The 17,829-nt window shown below is 59.8% G+C and carries 21 protein-coding genes and 2 pseudogenes; 11 read left to right on the forward strand and 12 right to left on the reverse strand.

Annotation, left to right across the window (positions count from 1 at the left end):
• The 3 genes and pseudogenes from ACLH1I_RS24785 to ACLH1I_RS24795 form a co-directional block, all read left to right on the forward strand.
• A pseudogene (locus tag ACLH1I_RS24785) lies at positions 1-119 on the forward strand (IS481 family transposase); the annotation flags it as partial.
• Between the two features lie 274 nt (positions 120-393).
• On the forward strand, positions 394-882 hold the full coding sequence (locus ACLH1I_RS24790) for a YkgB family protein (RefSeq protein ID WP_004099027.1): 489 nt from the start codon (positions 394-396) through the stop codon (positions 880-882).
• A gap of 557 nt (positions 883-1,439) precedes the next feature.
• On the forward strand, positions 1,440-1,934 hold the full coding sequence (locus tag ACLH1I_RS24795; RefSeq protein ID WP_004099028.1) for a MarR family winged helix-turn-helix transcriptional regulator: 495 nt from the start codon (positions 1,440-1,442) through the stop codon (positions 1,932-1,934).
• Positions 1,935-2,330: 396 nt separating this feature from the next.
• Here the strand turns inward: ACLH1I_RS24795 and ACLH1I_RS24800 are convergent, their stop codons facing one another.
• The 3 genes from ACLH1I_RS24800 to ACLH1I_RS24810 are packed head-to-tail and all read right to left on the reverse strand — an operon-like array spanning position 2,331 to position 5,184.
• Positions 2,331-3,356: a zinc-binding alcohol dehydrogenase family protein gene (locus ACLH1I_RS24800; protein ID WP_004357654.1), complete on the reverse strand. Its 1,026-nt coding sequence runs from the start codon at positions 3,354-3,356 to the stop codon at positions 2,331-2,333.
• Complete coding sequence (msrA, locus tag ACLH1I_RS24805) at positions 3,356-3,919, reverse strand: peptide-methionine (S)-S-oxide reductase MsrA (RefSeq protein WP_320158698.1); 564 nt, start codon at positions 3,917-3,919, stop codon at positions 3,356-3,358. The genes ACLH1I_RS24800 and msrA (ACLH1I_RS24805) overlap by 1 nt, the downstream gene beginning before the upstream one ends.
• A gap of 32 nt (positions 3,920-3,951) precedes the next feature.
• Entirely contained in the window at positions 3,952-5,184 is a 1,233-nt protein-coding gene (locus ACLH1I_RS24810) for a bifunctional alpha/beta hydrolase/OsmC family protein (RefSeq protein WP_004357650.1), read from the reverse strand.
• A 228-nt stretch (positions 5,185-5,412) separates the two neighbouring features.
• Between ACLH1I_RS24810 and ACLH1I_RS24815 the strand changes: the two genes are divergently transcribed.
• The 8 genes from ACLH1I_RS24815 (at position 5,413) to ACLH1I_RS24850 (ending at position 10,938) form a co-directional block, all read left to right on the forward strand.
• Positions 5,413-6,288 (forward strand): LysR family transcriptional regulator, encoded by an 876-nt coding sequence (locus ACLH1I_RS24815; protein ID WP_011191349.1) that lies wholly within the window; start codon positions 5,413-5,415, stop codon positions 6,286-6,288.
• A gap of 146 nt (positions 6,289-6,434) precedes the next feature.
• The gene (gene msrB / locus ACLH1I_RS24820) at positions 6,435-6,878 is read left to right on the forward strand and encodes a peptide-methionine (R)-S-oxide reductase MsrB (protein WP_023338003.1); all 444 of its coding nucleotides are present in this window, start codon (positions 6,435-6,437) and stop codon (positions 6,876-6,878) included.
• A 1-nt stretch (position 6,879) separates the two neighbouring features.
• Complete coding sequence (msrA, locus tag ACLH1I_RS24825; RefSeq protein WP_023294902.1) at positions 6,880-7,419, forward strand: peptide-methionine (S)-S-oxide reductase MsrA; 540 nt, start codon at positions 6,880-6,882, stop codon at positions 7,417-7,419.
• A 140-nt stretch (positions 7,420-7,559) separates the two neighbouring features.
• On the forward strand, positions 7,560-8,264 hold the full coding sequence (locus ACLH1I_RS24830) for a glutathione S-transferase N-terminal domain-containing protein (protein ID WP_005006007.1): 705 nt from the start codon (positions 7,560-7,562) through the stop codon (positions 8,262-8,264).
• Entirely contained in the window at positions 8,261-9,229 is a 969-nt protein-coding gene (locus ACLH1I_RS24835) for a magnesium and cobalt transport protein CorA (RefSeq protein WP_023338002.1), read from the forward strand. The genes ACLH1I_RS24830 and ACLH1I_RS24835 overlap by 4 nt, the downstream gene beginning before the upstream one ends.
• Positions 9,230-9,320: 91 nt before the next feature.
• Complete coding sequence (locus ACLH1I_RS24840; protein ID WP_004099040.1) at positions 9,321-9,893, forward strand: hypothetical protein; 573 nt, start codon at positions 9,321-9,323, stop codon at positions 9,891-9,893.
• A gap of 87 nt (positions 9,894-9,980) precedes the next feature.
• Positions 9,981-10,430: a hypothetical protein gene (locus tag ACLH1I_RS24845; protein WP_004099042.1), complete on the forward strand. Its 450-nt coding sequence runs from the start codon at positions 9,981-9,983 to the stop codon at positions 10,428-10,430.
• 106 nt (positions 10,431-10,536) lie between these two features.
• Positions 10,537-10,938, forward strand: a complete 402-nt coding sequence (locus ACLH1I_RS24850; RefSeq protein WP_004099044.1) for a RidA family protein — start codon at positions 10,537-10,539, stop codon at positions 10,936-10,938.
• 30 nt (positions 10,939-10,968) lie between these two features.
• Here ACLH1I_RS24850 and ACLH1I_RS24855 read toward each other — a convergent pair whose 3' ends face one another.
• The 9 genes and pseudogenes from ACLH1I_RS24855 to ACLH1I_RS24895 form a co-directional block, all read right to left on the reverse strand.
• On the reverse strand, positions 10,969-12,240 hold the full coding sequence (locus ACLH1I_RS24855; RefSeq protein WP_004357638.1) for an MFS transporter: 1,272 nt from the start codon (positions 12,238-12,240) through the stop codon (positions 10,969-10,971).
• Positions 12,228-12,740, reverse strand: coding sequence for a DM13 domain-containing protein (locus tag ACLH1I_RS24860; RefSeq protein WP_004357637.1), 513 nt, complete (start codon positions 12,738-12,740; stop codon positions 12,228-12,230). The genes ACLH1I_RS24855 and ACLH1I_RS24860 overlap by 13 nt, the downstream gene beginning before the upstream one ends.
• A 3-nt stretch (positions 12,741-12,743) precedes the next feature.
• Complete coding sequence (locus tag ACLH1I_RS24865) at positions 12,744-13,214, reverse strand: TlpA family protein disulfide reductase (protein ID WP_011191345.1); 471 nt, start codon at positions 13,212-13,214, stop codon at positions 12,744-12,746.
• 151 nt (positions 13,215-13,365) lie between these two features.
• Positions 13,366-13,656, reverse strand: a complete 291-nt coding sequence (locus tag ACLH1I_RS24870) for a DUF1330 domain-containing protein (protein ID WP_011191344.1) — start codon at positions 13,654-13,656, stop codon at positions 13,366-13,368.
• Positions 13,657-13,718: 62 nt separating this feature from the next.
• Entirely contained in the window at positions 13,719-14,150 is a 432-nt protein-coding gene (locus ACLH1I_RS24875; protein ID WP_004357630.1) for a GlcG/HbpS family heme-binding protein, read from the reverse strand.
• A 73-nt stretch (positions 14,151-14,223) separates the two neighbouring features.
• On the reverse strand, positions 14,224-15,234 hold the full coding sequence (locus ACLH1I_RS24880) for a zinc-binding alcohol dehydrogenase family protein (protein ID WP_011191343.1): 1,011 nt from the start codon (positions 15,232-15,234) through the stop codon (positions 14,224-14,226).
• 514 nt (positions 15,235-15,748) lie between these two features.
• Positions 15,749-15,829: pseudogene (locus tag ACLH1I_RS24885) on the reverse strand (hypothetical protein); the annotation flags it as partial.
• A 14-nt stretch (positions 15,830-15,843) separates the two neighbouring features.
• Positions 15,844-17,112 (reverse strand): IS4-like element ISApu1 family transposase, encoded by a 1,269-nt coding sequence (locus tag ACLH1I_RS24890; RefSeq protein ID WP_011191342.1) that lies wholly within the window; start codon positions 17,110-17,112, stop codon positions 15,844-15,846.
• Between the two features lie 317 nt (positions 17,113-17,429).
• Positions 17,430-17,801, reverse strand: coding sequence for a hypothetical protein (locus ACLH1I_RS24895; RefSeq protein WP_004099020.1), 372 nt, complete (start codon positions 17,799-17,801; stop codon positions 17,430-17,432).
• Between the last annotated feature and the right edge of the window lie 28 nt (positions 17,802-17,829).

Genomic DNA, 17,829 nt, shown 5'->3' on the forward strand with positions numbered 1-17,829 from the left:
ATCTGGTGCTGTATAACAGCAAAAGGCCACATAAATCACTCGAACTGATGACGCCAGTGGACTATATTTTACGTGAGAGTAAAAATTGCAATATGTGGTGGACCCATACACACGCTTGAAGTCTATGCGCGAAGCATATATTCTTGCGGTATGGAGCCTGAGGTCGCCAAGTACCATTTAGGTGCACTCGCGTTGGCCGTTGCAGACAGCATCGCCAGTGTCTCGGCCTCGTTTTCACCAAGCGGCCCGCTTCGTGAGGCAGCGAAGCGCGAGCCAGCCGCTCGACATATCTCGCTTATTAGTATATGCGTCGCGCATATACTGCAACGCCTGCCCGAAGCACGTAGACGACGTTCGTGACGTTCCCACGGGACCACTGTTGAGGAATTTTAGATGAGCATTTTCGACCGTTATGAATTTCTTGTCCCCGAGCACGGTCGGAGGGATCTTGGCCTGCTTAGATGGGCTCTCGTGATCGTATTTCTGTGGTTCGGCGCGATGAAGTTCACAGCGTACGAGGCCTATGGTATCGCCCCGTTTATCGAACACAGCCCGATCATGAATTGGCTCGGCATGTTCGGGACGCAGGGGCAAAGCTATTTCATCGGCGTTATCGAGTTATCGACCGGTCTCGTTCTGATCCTTGGTGCATTTCGTCCACTCTTCTCTGCGCTAGGCGCACTAATGTCAGCAGCGACCTATCTGATCACGCTGACCTTTTTCATCACCACTCCAGGTGTCGCGGAGCAGACTGCCGGCGGCTTTCCTGCGATTTCGGCTGCACCAGGGCAGTTTCTACTGAAGGACGCAGTTCTGCTAGCGGCGTCCCTCGTGCTGCTGCGTGCTTCGGTCCGCCACAGAGGGGCGCTTGTGCTCTCGTGACTGTGGTCCTCTCGTGACGGCGGGCGTGCAAATCCTGCAGAACCTCCGCGGGGCATGGATGCTCCGTCGCGATATCGAGCCCGGAGGCGCTCAGCTGCATGGCGACGCGGTCTTCGCCCGTTTCGCCGCAATCCCCGACGTCGTGGAGCACGGACTGTTCCTCAATGGGATTGATACAATCGTGATCGCGCGCGGTGACACGATGGAAGTGCGACGCCGGGGGCAAGCTAGGTCTCGCTGATCTGCACCTGCGCGGCCTGGATGACAGCGCTGACGCGGAGTGATTCTCGGGCGCGACCTACGGCGATTCCGAGCGAAAAGGCTTGCCCTATAGCCGCCAGGTATCAACGGTTCCGCGGCCTTAACGAGCCGGACCCGTTTTTTTCGGCGCGCTCGATCAGTCGAAATCCTCCGAAACCCTTCTAAAACAGGACATTTTCCACAAGCCGCGCGGAGGAAGAGGACCACGGTATGGCTTGCTGTCTATGCTCCGCGCACATATAGATGTGGCAATGGATGGACCTCGAGATCGAAACATTTTCGGGGCGTTCGCACTCATGATCAGCGACGACATCGTTCGCGCTAGTTCATCGCGGGCGCCGGAAGCTGGACCCGCCGCCTCAGCGCTGGCGTTGCTCGCGCACAAGCCCGGGCTCTCGATCCGTATGCTTGCGATCGGGGTGGGCCTTTCACATGCTGGAACTGTTCGCCTGGTGGATAGATTGGTAAGCGAGGGATTGATCGAGCGTAGGGAGCATTCGACAGACGGGCGCGCGCGATCCCTCTATCTTACTCCAACTGGCAAGGTCGCGAGCGACGAGGTCCTGGCCTCGCGCGATCAAGTGATTGCCGAAGGGCTATCGATCCTTAATCCAGACGAACTGAAAACCTTATCGGACATCGCTGAACGCGTTCTCCGAAATCGCTTGGAAAACCTCGAGCAGTCATACCGCATCTGCCGCTTGTGCTGCTACGAGGGCTGCACGAACTGCCCCGTCGATGCCGAATTGCATGAGCGAGGTGTGGACCGCGAGAAGAACGACGACGCGTAGGAGACTCGCAATTGCGGCAGCTCAACGCTGCTCAGATGGCGGGGCTTCATAATGTCAGCGAGCCTACCATCAGCCGCATTCTTTTGGCTACGCGTCAAGCCGGCCGATCGGGCATGGCGGTCTCATTCTAATATGTCGGTGATCGCCCCACTTTTAGCCGCTCAATTGATCGGAACGCGGTTTCGGAAGCGGCCGTTCAAACCACTCGCTGCATTCCCATTTCTCTATGTCCGATAGGTAGTTTCGGGGAAAAGCAGTCGGGAACAGGTTTCGGGAACGCATGCTCCGGCAGGAGCGCAGCGCGCGTCCCAAACGCGTTTTCCCGGTAGAGCTTCCCAATCGGCAAAGTGCGGGCCACCTCAGACTGCGAACGCGAAAAACCGCCTGGCTGGTCACTCAAGGCAGGGTAACGACGATTTTCGCTGCGGATACACCCGCCTTCAGGGCTTCCAAGGCAGCCTGGAGCATTTCAAGGCCCTGGCCCACGATCTTCGCCGGAGGGGCGGGGACGAACGTGCGCGCCGCGAGAGCCTGCGGCAGGAATTCGCGGTAGATCATTGGACCAACCTCGTCATCCTTGAGGCTCGTCCCGGAGATGTGCGTCGCCTCGACTCCAAATGAACGCTCGTCGGGCGGGGCCAGCGTCGCTGCCACCCGGCGCGAGCCCTCGCATCTCGCAACTACGGCAAAACAGTCTTTCATGTGACCGGTCGCGTGAAGCGTTCCAGCGAGACTGCGCCCGCGCATTGCCTCAATCACGTCTTCCACGATGGCTGGACTCGAGTGGTCAAGAACCTCGCTTGCACCCAGCTCCTTCAACAGGCCGACGTTGCGCGCCGAAGCGGTGGCGACGCACCTGTAGCCCGACGCCACCGCGAGCTGGATGGCGTTGCAGCCAACGCTCGACGATCCACCCCAGACCAGAACGACCTCTGGACGCGCGGTCGGCGAGTGTAACGGTGGCGCGAGAGCCAACTGTGTCCGTCCGTAGAGCCCGCTTGCGGCGGTGCCAAGGCCAAGCGGGAGGACTGCCGCATCAGCGAAGGCAATGTTGTTGGGGATCGGCGCCGCCATGTGGTCCAGCACGATCGTGTGGTGCTGGAACGCACCCTGCGCAGGTTGATTTACGGTTGTCCCGACCGCCTGTCCGATGACTCGATCGCCGACCTTGAACCGCTCGACCGCGCCACCGACCGCCGCGACCTCACCGGAGACGTCGCTGCCGAGAATCGCGGGATAGTCGAGCCATGGCAAAAGCGCGACGTCCTGCAGAATCCAGTCGAGTGGGTTGATCGCGATGGCCGCGTTGCGGATCAATATCTCGTTCGCCGCCAGATGCGGCAGAGCGGTGACACCGATCCTCAGTGGCTGCCCCGGCGCTTTCTGCCAGGCGGCCTGATTAGTCACGGTTTCGGTCATCATCAACTCTTTCTGTCAAGTATTACAGCTGGGCGTTCGTCTGAGCGGTCCAACCGCCAGGTCGGGCGCACGAAGTGGCAGCTATAGCCCCCAGGATAGCGCACCAGGTATTCTTGGTGCTCTGGCTCCGCCTCCCAAAAGGGTTCTTCTGGGTTGATCTCCGACACGACCGGGCCTGGCCAGCTTCCTGATGCCTCGATTTCCGCGATGGTTGTGAGGGCGACTTCCTTCTGCACTTCGGTGGTGTAGAAAATCGCCGATCGATAGCTCGGACCGACATCGCTGCCTTGTTGCTCGTAGGTCGTGGGGTCATGTATCTGGAAGAAGAGTTCCAAGAGCGAGCGATAGGCGAGAACGGAAGGGTCGAAGGTCACTTCCACTGCTTCCGCATGGCCGTAATGTCTCGCGTAGGTCGGATCAGGCATTTCTCCGCCTGTGTAACCGACACGCGTCGAAATGACTCCCCTGGCTCGGCGCAGCAAATCCTCCATGCCCCAGAAGCAGCCGTCTGCGAGAATTGCTCGCTCTGTCGCGGCCGCCCTATTGCCGGTAGGCGATTGGCTCACAGTCCGTTCGCCCTCCTCCGTGTGCGCCACGGTCAAGCCAGCCTCGCGGGATCCGCAGCCTGACTGGCGCTCAAGAGCTCGGTCTGCACGTCCGAACCCCGGATGAGACTCAGATCGACGGGACACCGATCAGCGATCGCGAGGATCCGAGCGCGCTGATCATCACTCAGCGGCCCATCGAGGACAATGGTGCGGGTGAACCGGTCGGGTGGCATCATGTCCGGCACCTTCTCGTGCTGCACGGTCGTGCTCGCCCGTTCGAGCGGAAAGCCCTTGCGGTTCGCATAGAGACGCATCGTCATCACCGTGCAGGCTGCGAGGCCGGCAGATACGAGTTCGTAGGGAGATAGTCCGGTCCCGAGGCCACCGACCGATGCTGGCTCGTCGGCGAACAGAGTGTGCTCGCCGCTGCGGACCTTGAGCTGGAACGTCCCTGCAAGAGTTTCGGTGGAGACGACGCCCTCCGCAACCTCGACCTGCGGAAGATCCGCGCTGAGTGGTGGGAGAAAGCGGCTCGCCCAAACCGCCACCATGGCCGCGGCGTAGTTCGCGTCCGCGACGTCGGTGAGAAGGTGATCCGCGTTGTCGAGCGAGATGAAGCTTTTAGGGTGCCTGGACGCGACGAAGATGCGCGACGCGTGGTCGATGCCGACCACCTGATCCAGCGGAGAGTGCATGACCAGCACCGGCCGTCGCAGGGAGGCAATGGCCTTCTCGACGTCGATCCCCTCAACCGCCTCAAGGAACCCTCGGCGAATGAGGAAGGGCCTACCGGCAATCTCCACCGAGGCCTCGCCCTCGCTCGCGATGGTGTCCAGATCATTCGGTCCGAAGAGGCGCAAGATATGCTGAAGGTCGGCCGGCGCACCAATCGTCGCTACCGCCGCAATATCAGGCATGTCGGCGGCGGCTACGATCGCAGCGGTGCCACCCAGGCTGTGCCCGACGAGGAGGGACGGTGACATGCCCGCCGCCGCCATCGCATTTGCGGCGGCCCGAAGGTCCTCGACGTCCGACGCGAAGTTCACAGGTTCTCCCGTCCCACCGCCGATCCCGGTCCCGGCGAAATCGAACCTCAAGACCCCGATGCCCGCACGCGACAGCGCGCGCGAGATGTGAACAGCGGCGCGACTGTCTTTCCCGCACGTGAAGCAGTGGGCGAAGATCGCCCAGCCCCGCGGCGTCCCTTCCGGCGGTTCGAGGTGCCCGGACAGCGGAGAGCCAGCCCCACTGACAAACGTAAATGATCTTCCTGCCATGTCCATCAAACCTCCAGCACGCGGCTTGGCGGTTGCGCTCTCAGAACCTTCGACGGAGCTGAGCGGAGCGCACCGCCAACCGGTAATCGTCATCTCAGGCTATCATTTATATGTCTGGCGCATATAGACAAGCCCCTATACCATGATTATATGCGCCAAGCATACTTCTGCGACCTGCTTTCCAAAGGCGGTCTCACGGAAGAGGTATCAGTCAGGCGCGTGGGCCAAAGGACTATGGAACTCAATCAAGTCAGCTATTTCATCAACTTGGCCGAGACGCTGAATTTCACAGCGGCCGCTCGCTTGAGCGGTGTGTCACAGCCAAGTCTGACCCGCGCGATCCGCCGCTTGGAAGATGAGCTTGGCGGGCCGCTGATCTATCGCGACGGGAAGAACAGCCGCCTGACTGGCCTTGGCCATGACGTCGAGGCAGAATTCCGGCGCATGGTGGTCGCGATGAAGAGCGTTCGCAATCACTCGGAGCACTGGGCGATGGGGGGGCACCGCGTGCTGGATGTCGCCGTCGCGCCCACCGTCGGACCAAAGGAATTTACGGCATTCTTCGAGAGCGCATTGGCGGAGATGCCATCCATCGAAATCAAGCTGCACTCGCTCCAGTCGAACGAGGACACATCGGAGGTGCTTTCAGGAAAATACCACGCGTGCATCATGCCGCGTGAAACAAGACCGGAACGCAAGCTGGATGTGCATCCTCTATTTCGGGAGCGCTTCGTGCTCGGCTGTTCTGCAAACCATCCCTTGGCTGCCAACGAGATCGTGCGCGGCGAAGACCTGCTCGAGTTTCCTTTCGTCGATCGCCTGAAATGCGAGTTTCGCGATCGGATCCTCGATCACTTCGCGCGACGGGACTTGCTCATGCGACCTCGCTTTCGATCAGATCGCGAGGACTGGGTGCAACGGGTCGTCGCTGACGGCCACGCCATATGCATTCTTCCGGAACGATCGCCGACCGTGCAAGGCCTCGTCACTCGGCCGATCGACGGATTTGTCTTGGAGCGCGAAGTCGTGATCGCGACAGTATCCGGCTCCACGGCAACGGTCGAGATACGGAACATCGCGCAGCTGGCAGCCCGGTATGAGTGGAACTGAATCACGACGTGAAGAGCTTCGGCGCTATGGAAACTATACGCGCAGCGTATTGGATAAATCTGGGGCGCACTGCTATAGTCGGCGCAATGACTGCAAAGATAAATGACAGTGTGTCGAGCTCTCTAGATTAATTATTGGAGACTATCATGAAGTTTGAGAAGTCACAGGCAGCAGTTGACCGCCTGACCCCCGAGCAACGCCGGATTACCCAGGATTCGGGGACCGAAAGGCCCTTCACGGGCGAGTACAACGACAACAAGGAGCCTGGCATCTACGTCGACATAGTGTCGGGAGAGCCACTGTTCGCTTCGACGGACAAGTTCGATTCGGGTACTGGCTGGCCCAGCTTCACCAAGCCGATCGTTTCGGCAAACGTGAACGAGGTGCGGGACAGCGCACACGGCATGGTCCGGACGGAGGTCAGGTCAGTACACGCAGACAGTCATCTCGGCCATGTGTTCCCCGATGGTCCTTCCGACCGCGGCGGTCTGCGGTACTGCATCAACTCAGCGTCCCTTCGCTTCATCCCGCGCGACGAGATGGAGTCCGAGGGATACGGTGAATATCTCGATCAAGTAGAGGAGGCTTAACATGCATCAGCGCGCTGTTCTCGCAGGAGGATGTTTCTGGGGCATGCAGGATCTGATCCGCAAGCGGCCCGGCATCATCTCGACCCGTGTGGGTTACACGGGCGGCGATATTCCGAACGCCACGTATCGTAATCACGGCACGCATGCCGAGGGGATCGAGATTGTCTTCGACCCGACAGTGACGAGCTACCGGAACATCCTGGAATTCTTCTTCCAGATCCACGATCCGACGACGCTGAACCGCCAGGGCAATGATCGTGGGCTCTCCTACCGGTCGGGCATCTATTATGTCGACGAGGAGCAGAAGCGCGTCGCCGAGGATACGATCGCCGATGTGGATGCCTCGGGGCTGTGGGATGGCAAAGTGGTGACCGAGGTCCAGCCGGTCGGCGAGTTCTGGGAGGCCGAGCCCGATCACCAGGATTATCTGGAGAAGCACCCGGGCGGCTACACCTGCCACTTCGTCCGTCCCGGCTGGGTGCTTCCGAAGCGCCAAAAGGTTGACGACGTACAGCCAGCGGCCGGGACCGCGGCGGAATAGGCTTCACTGCCGTTGCCACTGCGCCGGTCCGGTCCGCAATCTTCGTGACCGCGTCGTTCAGCGACGCGGTCATCGAACCCTACTTCAGAGTGACGGCTCGTTCCAGTCAGTCGCCATCGCAACACCAGGATCGCAGATTTATGCCAGACCTCTCGTCCTTTCCGATCACGCAGCGCTGGCCGGCATCTCATCCCGATCGCCTGCAACTCTACGCAGCCCCTACGCCCAATGGCGTCAAGGTCTCGATCATGCTTGAGGAGACTGGCCTGGCGTACGAGCCCCACCTGATCGACATCTCGAACAACGAGTCGAAGGATCCGGCGTTCGTGTCGCTGAACCCGAACGGACGCATACCGGCGATCATCGATCCGGCTGGCCCTGACGGTAGACCCATCGCCTTATGGGAATCCGGTGCGATCCTCCTCTATCTGGCCGACAAGACGGGTCAGTTCATCTCCACCGAACCAGGCCAGCGTTACGAGACCCTAGCGTGGGTGTTCTTTCAGATGTCGGCCATCGGGCCGATGTTCGGACAGCTAGGCTTTTTCCTGCGATTTGCCGGCAAGGACTATGAGGACAAGCGACCTCGGCAGCGCTTTGTTGATGAATCCAGGCGTCTTCTCGGGGTCCTGGATCACCGGCTGGAGGGCCGCGAATGGATTGTCGATGATTACTCGATCGCGGACATTGCGACGTTTGGCTGGGTGAATGCGCTGGTCGAATTCTACGCAGCGGGCGACATCCTCGGCCTAAGCAGCTATTCGAACGTGCAGGCATGGCTCGAACGCGGGCTGGCGCGACCGGCTGTACAGCGTGGCCTGCGAATTCCTGCGAGGCCTGCATGACCATTATCGCCGCATATTATTACAACGAAGGTAAGCGAGTCCGTGAAATCAGGCTCGATGAGCACGTCGAACTAAACGAGAATCGCTCGGGCTTCTGCTGGATCGCGCTTAGCGAGCCCACCGCAGACGAACTCAGCGCGATCCAGACGACGTATAACCTCCATCCTTTGGCGATCGACAACGCCATGCACCCGCTGTGCCCGCCCAAGCTCGAGGTCTACAACGATGAGTTGTACGTCGTCGCCCAGACCGCCGAGCTGGTCGGCGACCGGATCAGCTACGGCAAGATGGCGATCTTCACCGGTCACAATCACCTTATCACCGTGCGGCACGGCAATGCCGGAGCGCTGGGCAAACTTCGGGAGCAACTCGAGGCATCGCCGACGCAGTTCGGCAAGGGTGTCGACTATGTGCTGCACGCGATCTTGCACCGAGTGGTCGACCAGTATCTGCCCATCTTCGAAATGATCGAGGACGACGTCCTGGCGATGGAGCGACGGTCGCTGCACGATTTCCTCGGGCCAGAAGAGGTGGCGCGAATCTTCGAACTAAGGTCCGAACTCACGCGGTTCCAGCGCACGCTCGGGGCTATGGCCGAGCTGGTGCGAAAGCTCGTTCGCGGCCACTTTCCCTGCATCAGCGCCGAAATGACACCATATTTCCACGACGTCGCGGACCATGTCCACCGCGTGCAGTCCATGGTCGACGGCCTCCTGCTTGTCCTGTCCACGGTCTTCGAGGCCAGCAGCCTTCTGGAAGCGCAAAGGATCGGTGTGGTCACTCGCCAGCTCGCGGCCTGGGCGGCGATCTTGACGGTCCCGACGGCGATCGCTGGAATATACGGCATGAACTTTAAGCACATGCCGGAGCTGGACACGGCCTACGGATACTTTGTCGTGCTCGGAGTGATAGCGATATCGTGCGTTTTCCTATTTGTGCGCTTCAAGAAGGCTAAGTGGCTATGAGTAACGCACTTCGCGAGCTTCTCCGTCCGCCGAGTCACAGCGCGCTTTGTGCGCGAGCGTGTCCAATCCAGTTCAAGATGAAGGTGCTTCCATGACCTCCCAGGTGACCGACGTTCTAGAAGCAGTCCAGTCATTCATCGCCAAAGGCTATGACCGCGAATACCGCGTCAAGGACGGCAATCTCGTCGATCTCGAACTAGGGTCAACCCTCGATGCATGCAGCATTCGCGTCGATGCGGCGTTGCGCCTCGAGAGCGGGGACGACGGCGAAGATGCCTCCAACATCTACGCGATCACCGATCCGGCGACAGAGCATAAAGGCCTGTTGATCGACGCCTTCGACGTGTTCCACGAAATCTGCCCCCGCGACTTGTCCGAGCGCCTTGTGGCGCATCGGGAAACAGCACCGGCAGGTGACCAGGACGCGCCGAGCAAGCACGGACTACGGAAAGTCTACAAGAGCGAGTTTCACAGCGATCCCGAGCGTTACGTTCTGCGCGAGGGCTTTCCAGACTTCCCGCCATGCCCTTTCGGCCAATCCTTCAGCATCCTCGGCTTCGATACCGCCGAGCAGGAATATGTCTGGCTCGTCACGAGCATCATTCGAGATCCTCGGCTGATCAGGGTTCCATACCAGGGCGAAGACGTCATCAGCGACGAATAGCGGTGTCGCTTAGCCGGAAAGGCTGGCCTTCCTGGCCCACACATCTGCAGGCTGAACTTTAAGAACATCGAAAATTAGGAGGTGATTATGGACTGGAACAAGGACCACATACGAGAAACTATGCTCTTGCTGGAGACAGCAGCGTTGCACAGCGCTCGCGAAAACTACCTGGACTATGTCTCTACCGCTCGGCTCGATCGGAGCGAACCGATCGAAAACGACGAACTAGCTCAGGCCGAGGTCGCGAGCGACTTCGCTGAAGCGCTCGATGACACGCTCCATGACTACGCCAATAAACTCGAAAAGCTCAGGACGATCGATTTCGGCCCCAAGTTGGCCGTCAACGAAGGCGCTGTCGTCAAGCTGTCCGGCCGCCACTTTGTGATCGCGGTGTCAACGAGCAAGTTTACCTGTCAGGGGCGTGAGCTCATGGGCATTTCCACGATGGCGCCGATCTTCGAAGCGATCGAGGGTGCCCGAGCCGGGGAGACCGTGCAGTTCAACGGCCGGGACCTCACCGTAGAAGACGTGGAATAAAGCCCTCCACCGCAGCCGGCGCGCTAGTGCCGAACGCCCTGCATCTCTTTCTGCATGCATACGGTCACTTGCAGCCGCGTTGACCTGGCTCATCAAAGGCAAACTCATGACAACACCTTCATTCTTCATCACCCCCGGATACGGGACGCGCCTGCATGACGCGCTTCATTATTCTCAGGCAATGCGCATTGGTGACCGCGTGGAGATCTCCGGACAGGGCGGATGGAACGACGATCTCGTCATTCCGGAGTCGATTGAGGAAGAGATCGAGCAGGCGTTCAAGAACGTGGAACGGACGCTCGCGACCGCCGGAGCACGCTGGCCGCATGTGGTCCACGTCAATTCCTATCACGTCGGTGGATTCCCTCCCGTGATCAACGAAACAATGGCCAAGCTGTATCGCCACTACATGCCCGACCGCGCTCCAATCTGGACGCAGTTGGGAATCGAAGCGCTGGGGCTTCCAACCATGCGTATCGAAATTCGCGTAACAGCTATCATCGCCTGACCCCGCGGTTCGTGCAGGCGCCGTGCCGCGCTAATCCCGCACGCCCTGCGCCCGCTTCTCCATGCATATCATCGTATCGAGAGATCCGGTTATCATCGGCGTGCTCGGAGAACGGGGGGCCGCCTTGGCCTGGTTGGCGCGCCTCGGCTGCCTGCGGGCGATGGCCAGCACTGCCAGGAGCGTGAGCAACGCCGCCGCATAAAGGAACAGGCCGCCAGGGCCGACGATATTCATTGCAGCTGCTCCTATTAGGGGGCCAGCGGCTGTCCCGATCCCGTTGAGCAACAGAAGCCCGCGCGCGGTGCCGAGTAGCCGACCGGCCGGAAGATCGTCGTTTGCGACGGCGAGACACAACGAATAAATCGGGATGCCAAAGCCGCCGAACAGCGCACCTGCCGCAAGGAGCAGCGGCAGAGGCGCTTCCACCGCCAACGCTACGCCGATGGCAGACGCTGCGGACGCCAGCGCCGCACCGGCGATGACAAGATTCCGGGGCACTCGATCCGAAAGCCAACCGAGTGGCCAATGGAAGGCGAGCGTTCCACCAAGAACCGCAGCCATGAAGGCGGAGATACCGCCCACATCGAGGCCGATGCTCTGGGCGAAGTTCGCGCCCATGCCCCAGAAACCACCGATAGCCAGGCCGGCCAGGAAAGCGCCAGCCGCAGCGAGAGGTGATACGAGGACGAGGTCCCTGAACGCGACCCATTCCTGTTCCACCTGGGCCGGCGGATGACTGGGCAGCAAGGTGATCGGAACCACCGCCGCTGATATCAGCAGCGACACGATGAGGAACAATGTCACGTCGGCGGGCGGTGCGATGTTGAGTAACGCCTGCCCGATTGCCCATGAGCCCATAGAGACAACTCCGAATATCGACAGGAGCTGCCCGCGTGTGGATGGCAATGCGTGGGCGTTGAGCCAACTCTCCGTTGCGAGGATCATGCCCGCGTAGGCGAAGCCGGTAATCAGGCGAAGCGGCATCCAGGCGATCGGCTCCACGAACGCCACATGGAGAAGGGCGGTCATCGAGGCAATGGCCGCGAAGCCGGCGAAGGTTCTGACATGTCCCACGGAGACGATGATCGGTGGCAACACGAGCGCGCCGATCGTGAAACCCGCGAAATAGAAGGACATCATCGCGCTGATCGCGCCGGTCGAGAACCCCTTATGGCCGGCTCTCACGATCAGGAGCGTGCTCAGCAGGCCATTGCCCAGCAGCAGAGCGGCGACGCTCAGCAGCAGCGCCGCCACCGGCGCGAGAACGAGGCCGCGCTTGCCCGCCGACCTCATGGTATCCATCGCCGGGCTCGTTCTCGGGCCTGACTTGAGGGTTGATACTCTGCCGCACTGATGAACTGGTCGAATGCTTCGCACCAGATGACGACCGTGTTGTAGTCACGGACATCGATGCCGGCAGGCACCTCGACGATGAAGCCGTTGAACGTCTTCACATCGCCCACGCGGACTGATCTGTCCTTGATTAGGAGAAAGGCCTCCTTCGTGTCGACGAAACGTGGTGCGAGGTAGAGCTTGTAGTCGGGACCAGGGGCGAGGCGCCCGATATGGGCGATACGGTCGCGCGAGACCCGGATCTCGCCTTCCCCCCAGTGAAGCAGGTCGCTGCCTTTGAGATCGCGGGCCAGACGCCCTGCGTAGAGCGTCTCGGCTGAGATGGTCCGCAAGGCCGCCGCGTCCGGGGCCTGGGGGGCGGTCAGGATCGGCAGCGTGTAGACACCGCCCGCGAAGCCCATGGCGAGCATCGCGAGATGGGTGGCAATCAGGATGACCCAGCGCCGCATCGGTTACACCAGCTCCAGTCCCTTCACGAGCTGATCGGCGTCGAGATGGAAGTCCGAGAATACGATGCGGCCGCCAGCGTCCATCACGGAGAACCAGGGCGTTCCCCGCGTGCGGTAGTCCTCCATGAAGGTGGGAAGCGTCGCGCCGGCAGGTGGCTCGTCCTGACCGAACGCGACAGGAAGCGCATACTTGAGCTGGTTCACGCGCAGCTTCTCGAAGGTGTTCTCATCCGCTCCTTCGAAGACGGTCTGGATCACCGCGAAGCCCACGCCCTTGGCGCTCAATGCACCATGCAACCTTTGTAGCGTCGGAAATCCATGCAAATGGCAGCCACGGCACCAGTGCTGGAAGGCGAAGAGGACTTTCGGGCCGGTGCCGAGATCCGACAGCTTGAGCGGCGCGATGCTTTCTCCATCCGCGCCAATCCATCTCTGCACCCGCAGCTCGGGGGCTTGTCGTTCGTCGACGCTCATCTGATCCTCCAATTCCGATGCAGAAGTCCGATGAGTGGTCGCGTGTGGCGATGGCACGCGAACCTCACCGCCTTGATCCCCTACAGGTTGTAGGATGCGAGTTCGCCGACCGATACCTCGTGGCCAGCCCCGCCGTTCTTCCGTCGGTGTGTCACCGCCGCCCCTCAATGACAAAGGCGCGATAGCGGGAACCGGCAAAACGGTGCGCAGCGATGGTTTGGTAGGCGGGGCTATGATACCAATCACGGGCGGCCTGCATCGTCGGGAACCGCAAAATTACGGCCCCTTCGACGGGCGGCCCCTCCAAATGCTCCATCGCGCCATAAGCGGCGAGAAAGGTTACGTCGTGGCCATCGAACGATGGGCCGACGCCTGCAGAATAGGTTGCGAGTTCTTCCGGATCGGTGGTTTCTTCGCGGGTGAAGACGACGAACGCTTCCATCTTAAAGTCTTTCATAAGGTCGCATCTGCAGGCCACCGCCGCTGGCGATGGCCTTAAAGTCGTCAGGCTGGCAGCTCGAACCCGATTTTCGTGAGTGCCTCGACGCACGCATCCTGATCCTGCTGATAGTTGCCTCCGGAGATGCCGATCCCGCCGATCAACTTCCCGTCTTCCAGGATCGGATAGCCTCCGCCGACAGCGACCATCCGGGGGCGATAGGCCAGCGGCGCCACTTTTGGATCGTTCGAAACATAGTCGTTCCAGACATGGGTGGGGTACCCAAACGAGGCGGAACTCCAAGCCTTGTCGATGGCAACATCGACGGTGAGAAACGGCGCGTCATCAGTGCGCTCGAACGCGCGCAGGTTACCGGTGGCGTCGACGACGGCGACCGCAGCCGGGATGCCGATTGTACGTGCCGCGGCGATCGCCGCGTCGATGAGGGCGACGGCGGTTTCGCGGTTGATCGAGGCGGTGGCAATGGATTTCGTCATGAAATTTCCTTCGCCGTGGCGTAATCCGTCCGGCGTTCTTGAGGTTAGAAAAGACGTTCGGCGGTGGCAGTCATCAGAAGCCTTCGAGGACAATCTTGCCTCTTGCCGCGCCACTTTCGATCAGTGCGTGCACCGTCTTCAGATTGGCGGCATTAATTGGCGACAATTTTTCGGTTAGCGTCGTGCGAATTTTGCCGTCGTCCACCAGCACCGCCAGCGAATTGAGGATCTTGCCCTGCTCATCCATGTCGGGCGTGCCGTAGAGCGACCGTGTGAACATCAGCTCGTGGTGGATCGACACTGCCTTGCGCTTGAACAGCATGACGTCGAGCGCCTTGGGATCGTCGATGAATCCGAACCGTCCTTGCGGGGCGATCAGTTCGGCGATGTCGGATGCATGCTGCTCGGTATGCGTGGTCGAGAACACGAAAGCGGGAGCGCCGATGTTGAGCTCGGCAATCTGTGGCGCGAGCGGCCGAGAGTGGTCGATGACATGATGAGCCCCAAGCCCTTTAACCCACTCCTGGGTTTCCGGCCGAGAGGCGGTGGAGATGACGATGAGATCCGTGCGCTGTCGAGCGATCTGGATGGCGATCGACCCGACCCCACCCGCACCACCGATGATGAGGATCGCCGCCGCCCCGGGAACGGGCTTCGTCACGTCCAGGCGATCGAACATGGCTTCCCAGGCCGTCAACGTCGTGAGTGGCAGCGCCGCCGCTTCCGCCCAGTCGAGCGACGCGGGTTTACGACCGACGATCCGGGCGTCGACGAGATGGAACTCCGCATTGGTGCCAGGCCTTATGAGCGATCCGGCATAATAGACCTCGTCGCCTACCGCGAACTGCGTCACGTCGGGGCCGACCTCTTGCACGATCCCGGCCGCATCCCATCCCAGCACTTTCCAATCGCCATCAGCGGGCGGCGTGCTGCTGCGGATTTTGTAGTCGACCGGGTTGACCGAGACAGCCTTCACCTCAACCAGGATATCGCCTCCTTCAGCGACAGGCCGAGGCAGATCAATGTCGACCAGAGAGGCGTCCTCGGCGATGGGTCCCGGAACCTTGTAACCAACGGCTTTCATCGGTGTCTCCAGCTTGCTGTATCCTGAAGTCTTATCGATCAGATCGAAATTTCTTCCGAAATATACTCAGGATTTAAAGATTTCGCGTGTCAGACTATGAAGGTATGCGCGCAACATATCCAATAGCGGTACGACATAGTTTCCATACCTCGGAGCCGGATTCAGAAGTTTATCGAAAATAGCGGTTTATTGCTGTTCGGCGGGTGAGCATCCGGATGGAGGCGATAAGCGCCCAAGCGGTTGAGGAGTCGACCTCTCAGCGGTCGCGTTGGCAGGGGCGATCTCGCCCGCCGGTCTCACACCAACGTTGGCAAGCGACGGCGTCCGCTCGAAATCCGCTGACGGGGATACGCCTGCAATGCCGATTCGAAGCTATCGAAACTATAGCTACAGGGTATTGGGAAATCATACTGGACTGACGCTATAGTCTTCACGCATAACCACGACTCAAAATGGTCCAACACTTTTCTCTACGCTAATAGGGGAGCCCGCAGAATTCGGAAAAAATCGTACGCTAAGGTTTTCCGGGCATCCGTAAGGGCCGAAACTTCCCGTCTTCCAGTCTGCGGCTCTGCCGCCAGACGTAATCGCCGGTTCATGTACAGGACCTTAAGCGGCGAGTCCATTTAAAACGCCTTCCAAGGTCCTGTTCTGTATCGACTTTCTCTGCTTGGTTCGGCAGGCGTTCTTGGCCAAATAATCGGCTGCCCATTCCAATCTTTCCCTTATTTCTGTCAGCGCCCTATGGGCCACTGCTTCCAATAGCGGTAGCCACCACGTCGCACTGTTCTTCGACGCTTTCAGCATCGATAGCGCCCCACTCATCACACTCTGCGCGACCCGTCTCTTCATCACCAGCGACAGCAGGCTCGTCCACACCAACCCCTCGGCAATCGCTTTCTCGCCCGTCACAAACCCCTTGAGCCGGTTGTGCGATTTCCACTCTTTAAATAACAACTCCACCTGCCAACGGCAGCGATACAGGCTCATCACCTGCTCTGCTGACCATGCTGCTCGCGGTAGGTTCGTCATCCACAGACAGAACCGCTTTTCCTCAGCAAACCAGCGCCGGATCAACCGGTACTCGACCTGGCCGGACTTCACCACCATATCCAGTACCTCGGCCCGACAGCGTCGCCGTCCGGCCTCTCTCAGAGATAGTCCCGCCAGCTTGGGTACTTCCCGTCCATCACCGCGCCAGGCTTGGATTATCTTGGGGTTCAGGCTTTTCGTGCCGCGCACCAGATAAAATCCGCCAGCGTCGTTCACCTGCTCAAACCAAGCCCTGTCAATGTAACCTGCGTCAGCCAGCAGCAGGCAGTTGGTCAGCGTGTGGGCTTCAGGCAGAAATTGCCGTTCCCCTGCGGTATCGGCAGACACACTCATGCACAACGGGCTCTGCTCCGACAGTGACATGGTCATATGGCACTCGATAGCTGCCGGACTGATGGTCTTGAACCGGCCGGGAAAATCAGCAGCAAGGCGCCGATGCACCGCAAAGGAGGTGCCATCGTGCAGTAACACCTGCTTGAACGCGCCGAGGGAGGCTGCTTTGAGTTGATGGTCGATACGCAAGGCGATGGCCCGCTCGACCAGGGCTTTCATAAACAGGGCAAAGCTCTCTTTGCGCAGCTGATTGTGAAACGGTTTGTAAGAAACCTGATGGGTGTTTACCAGTTGCAAGGCATTGAAATGGCGGTGTAAACCGGCAATGTCATTGACCTGGTCGCCTCCCATGGCCCGCAGCAGTGCAGGTACGAGCATGGCTGGGGTAATGGCACGCTGACGCAGACAAAACTTGCAGAGCCGAGCAATGCGCTCGAGTGCGGCGGGAGCCAAGAGTTGCTCCAGATAGTAATTAGCGTTGATAATAGTCATAGGCTTCGCGCGTGTTGATTTTGTTTGGCGATAAAATCAGATCACAAACGAAGCCTTTTTTATATCTATTTCAATTGGTTGCCGCTAAAGATCCTGTACATGAGTGAGGGTTATGGTGGCTATATGCTGGATATTGCTATTCAGATGACAGCCATATGGGGAAGATTACAGGCGCCTGAAATAACAGCAGAGTATGGAGTGACTACCACGGCTGGAGGTTGGCACGGGCTGATCCCCTCTCCCTTTGGGAGAGGGTTAGGGTGAGGGGAGCTGGCTGACCGGGTGTAGCAACCAGGCGGCATTACACCGCTGAATCTTCAGTTATTGAAATTCCACGCGATCGGCAGTTCGACGTCGAAGATAAGTGCATCCCCGTCGAGGCGAAAGGCCAGGCTGGTCTGGTGCTGGTCGTATTCGTTGATAATCAGGCAGCTCTCGGCGAAGTTGGACTCGTAGTTGATATGGGCCACTCCTTCACGGCCGTCAGCGAGTTCGATGCTGAGCACCCGCAGCGGGTTCTCCTGACTGAGGTTGACCCGGGTGTCCCCCACGTCCACCAGCCGTTCCAGCAGAGGGAAGAAATCTTGTCTGTGGGTCGTTATGGCCTGGGTGATGGCCTGCTCCAGCTCAGCCTGGGTGGCGAAGGGGCCGCCGAGTGGGTAGCGGGTCTGGATCCTTTCCTGAGTCATTGCGTTTCCTCCTGAACTGAGATGTGGC

Origin of the sequence: Klebsiella sp. 1SOBk10mer (assembly GCF_046602535.1) — a bacterium.
Taxonomy (GTDB): domain Bacteria; phylum Pseudomonadota; class Gammaproteobacteria; order Enterobacterales; family Enterobacteriaceae; genus Klebsiella; species Klebsiella quasipneumoniae.

Bases quoted from the DNA above. Each gene is read 5' to 3' on its own strand.
- ACLH1I_RS24790 (WP_004099027.1), top strand. From the start codon at position 394: ATGAGCATTTTCGACCGTTATGAATTTCTTGTCCCCGAGCACGGTCGG.
- ACLH1I_RS24795 (WP_004099028.1), top strand. From the start codon at position 1,440: ATGATCAGCGACGACATCGTTCGCGCTAGTTCATCGCGGGCGCCGGAA.
- ACLH1I_RS24800 (WP_004357654.1), bottom strand. From the start codon at position 3,356: ATGATGACCGAAACCGTGACTAATCAGGCCGCCTGGCAGAAAGCGCCG.
- ACLH1I_RS24810 (WP_004357650.1), bottom strand. From the start codon at position 5,184: ATGGACATGGCAGGAAGATCATTTACGTTTGTCAGTGGGGCTGGCTCT.
- ACLH1I_RS24815 (WP_011191349.1), top strand. From the start codon at position 5,413: ATGGAACTCAATCAAGTCAGCTATTTCATCAACTTGGCCGAGACGCTG.
- msrB (WP_023338003.1), top strand. From the start codon at position 6,435: ATGAAGTTTGAGAAGTCACAGGCAGCAGTTGACCGCCTGACCCCCGAG.
- msrA (WP_023294902.1), top strand. From the start codon at position 6,880: ATGCATCAGCGCGCTGTTCTCGCAGGAGGATGTTTCTGGGGCATGCAG.
- ACLH1I_RS24830 (WP_005006007.1), top strand. From the start codon at position 7,560: ATGCCAGACCTCTCGTCCTTTCCGATCACGCAGCGCTGGCCGGCATCT.
- ACLH1I_RS24835 (WP_023338002.1), top strand. From the start codon at position 8,261: ATGACCATTATCGCCGCATATTATTACAACGAAGGTAAGCGAGTCCGT.
- ACLH1I_RS24840 (WP_004099040.1), top strand. From the start codon at position 9,321: ATGACCTCCCAGGTGACCGACGTTCTAGAAGCAGTCCAGTCATTCATC.
- ACLH1I_RS24845 (WP_004099042.1), top strand. From the start codon at position 9,981: ATGGACTGGAACAAGGACCACATACGAGAAACTATGCTCTTGCTGGAG.
- ACLH1I_RS24850 (WP_004099044.1), top strand. From the start codon at position 10,537: ATGACAACACCTTCATTCTTCATCACCCCCGGATACGGGACGCGCCTG.
- ACLH1I_RS24855 (WP_004357638.1), bottom strand. From the start codon at position 12,240: ATGGATACCATGAGGTCGGCGGGCAAGCGCGGCCTCGTTCTCGCGCCG.
- ACLH1I_RS24860 (WP_004357637.1), bottom strand. From the start codon at position 12,740: ATGCGGCGCTGGGTCATCCTGATTGCCACCCATCTCGCGATGCTCGCC.
- ACLH1I_RS24865 (WP_011191345.1), bottom strand. From the start codon at position 13,214: ATGAGCGTCGACGAACGACAAGCCCCCGAGCTGCGGGTGCAGAGATGG.
- ACLH1I_RS24870 (WP_011191344.1), bottom strand. From the start codon at position 13,656: ATGGAAGCGTTCGTCGTCTTCACCCGCGAAGAAACCACCGATCCGGAA.
- ACLH1I_RS24875 (WP_004357630.1), bottom strand. From the start codon at position 14,150: ATGACGAAATCCATTGCCACCGCCTCGATCAACCGCGAAACCGCCGTC.
- ACLH1I_RS24880 (WP_011191343.1), bottom strand. From the start codon at position 15,234: ATGAAAGCCGTTGGTTACAAGGTTCCGGGACCCATCGCCGAGGACGCC.
- ACLH1I_RS24890 (WP_011191342.1), bottom strand. From the start codon at position 17,112: ATGACTATTATCAACGCTAATTACTATCTGGAGCAACTCTTGGCTCCC.
- ACLH1I_RS24895 (WP_004099020.1), bottom strand. From the start codon at position 17,801: ATGACTCAGGAAAGGATCCAGACCCGCTACCCACTCGGCGGCCCCTTC.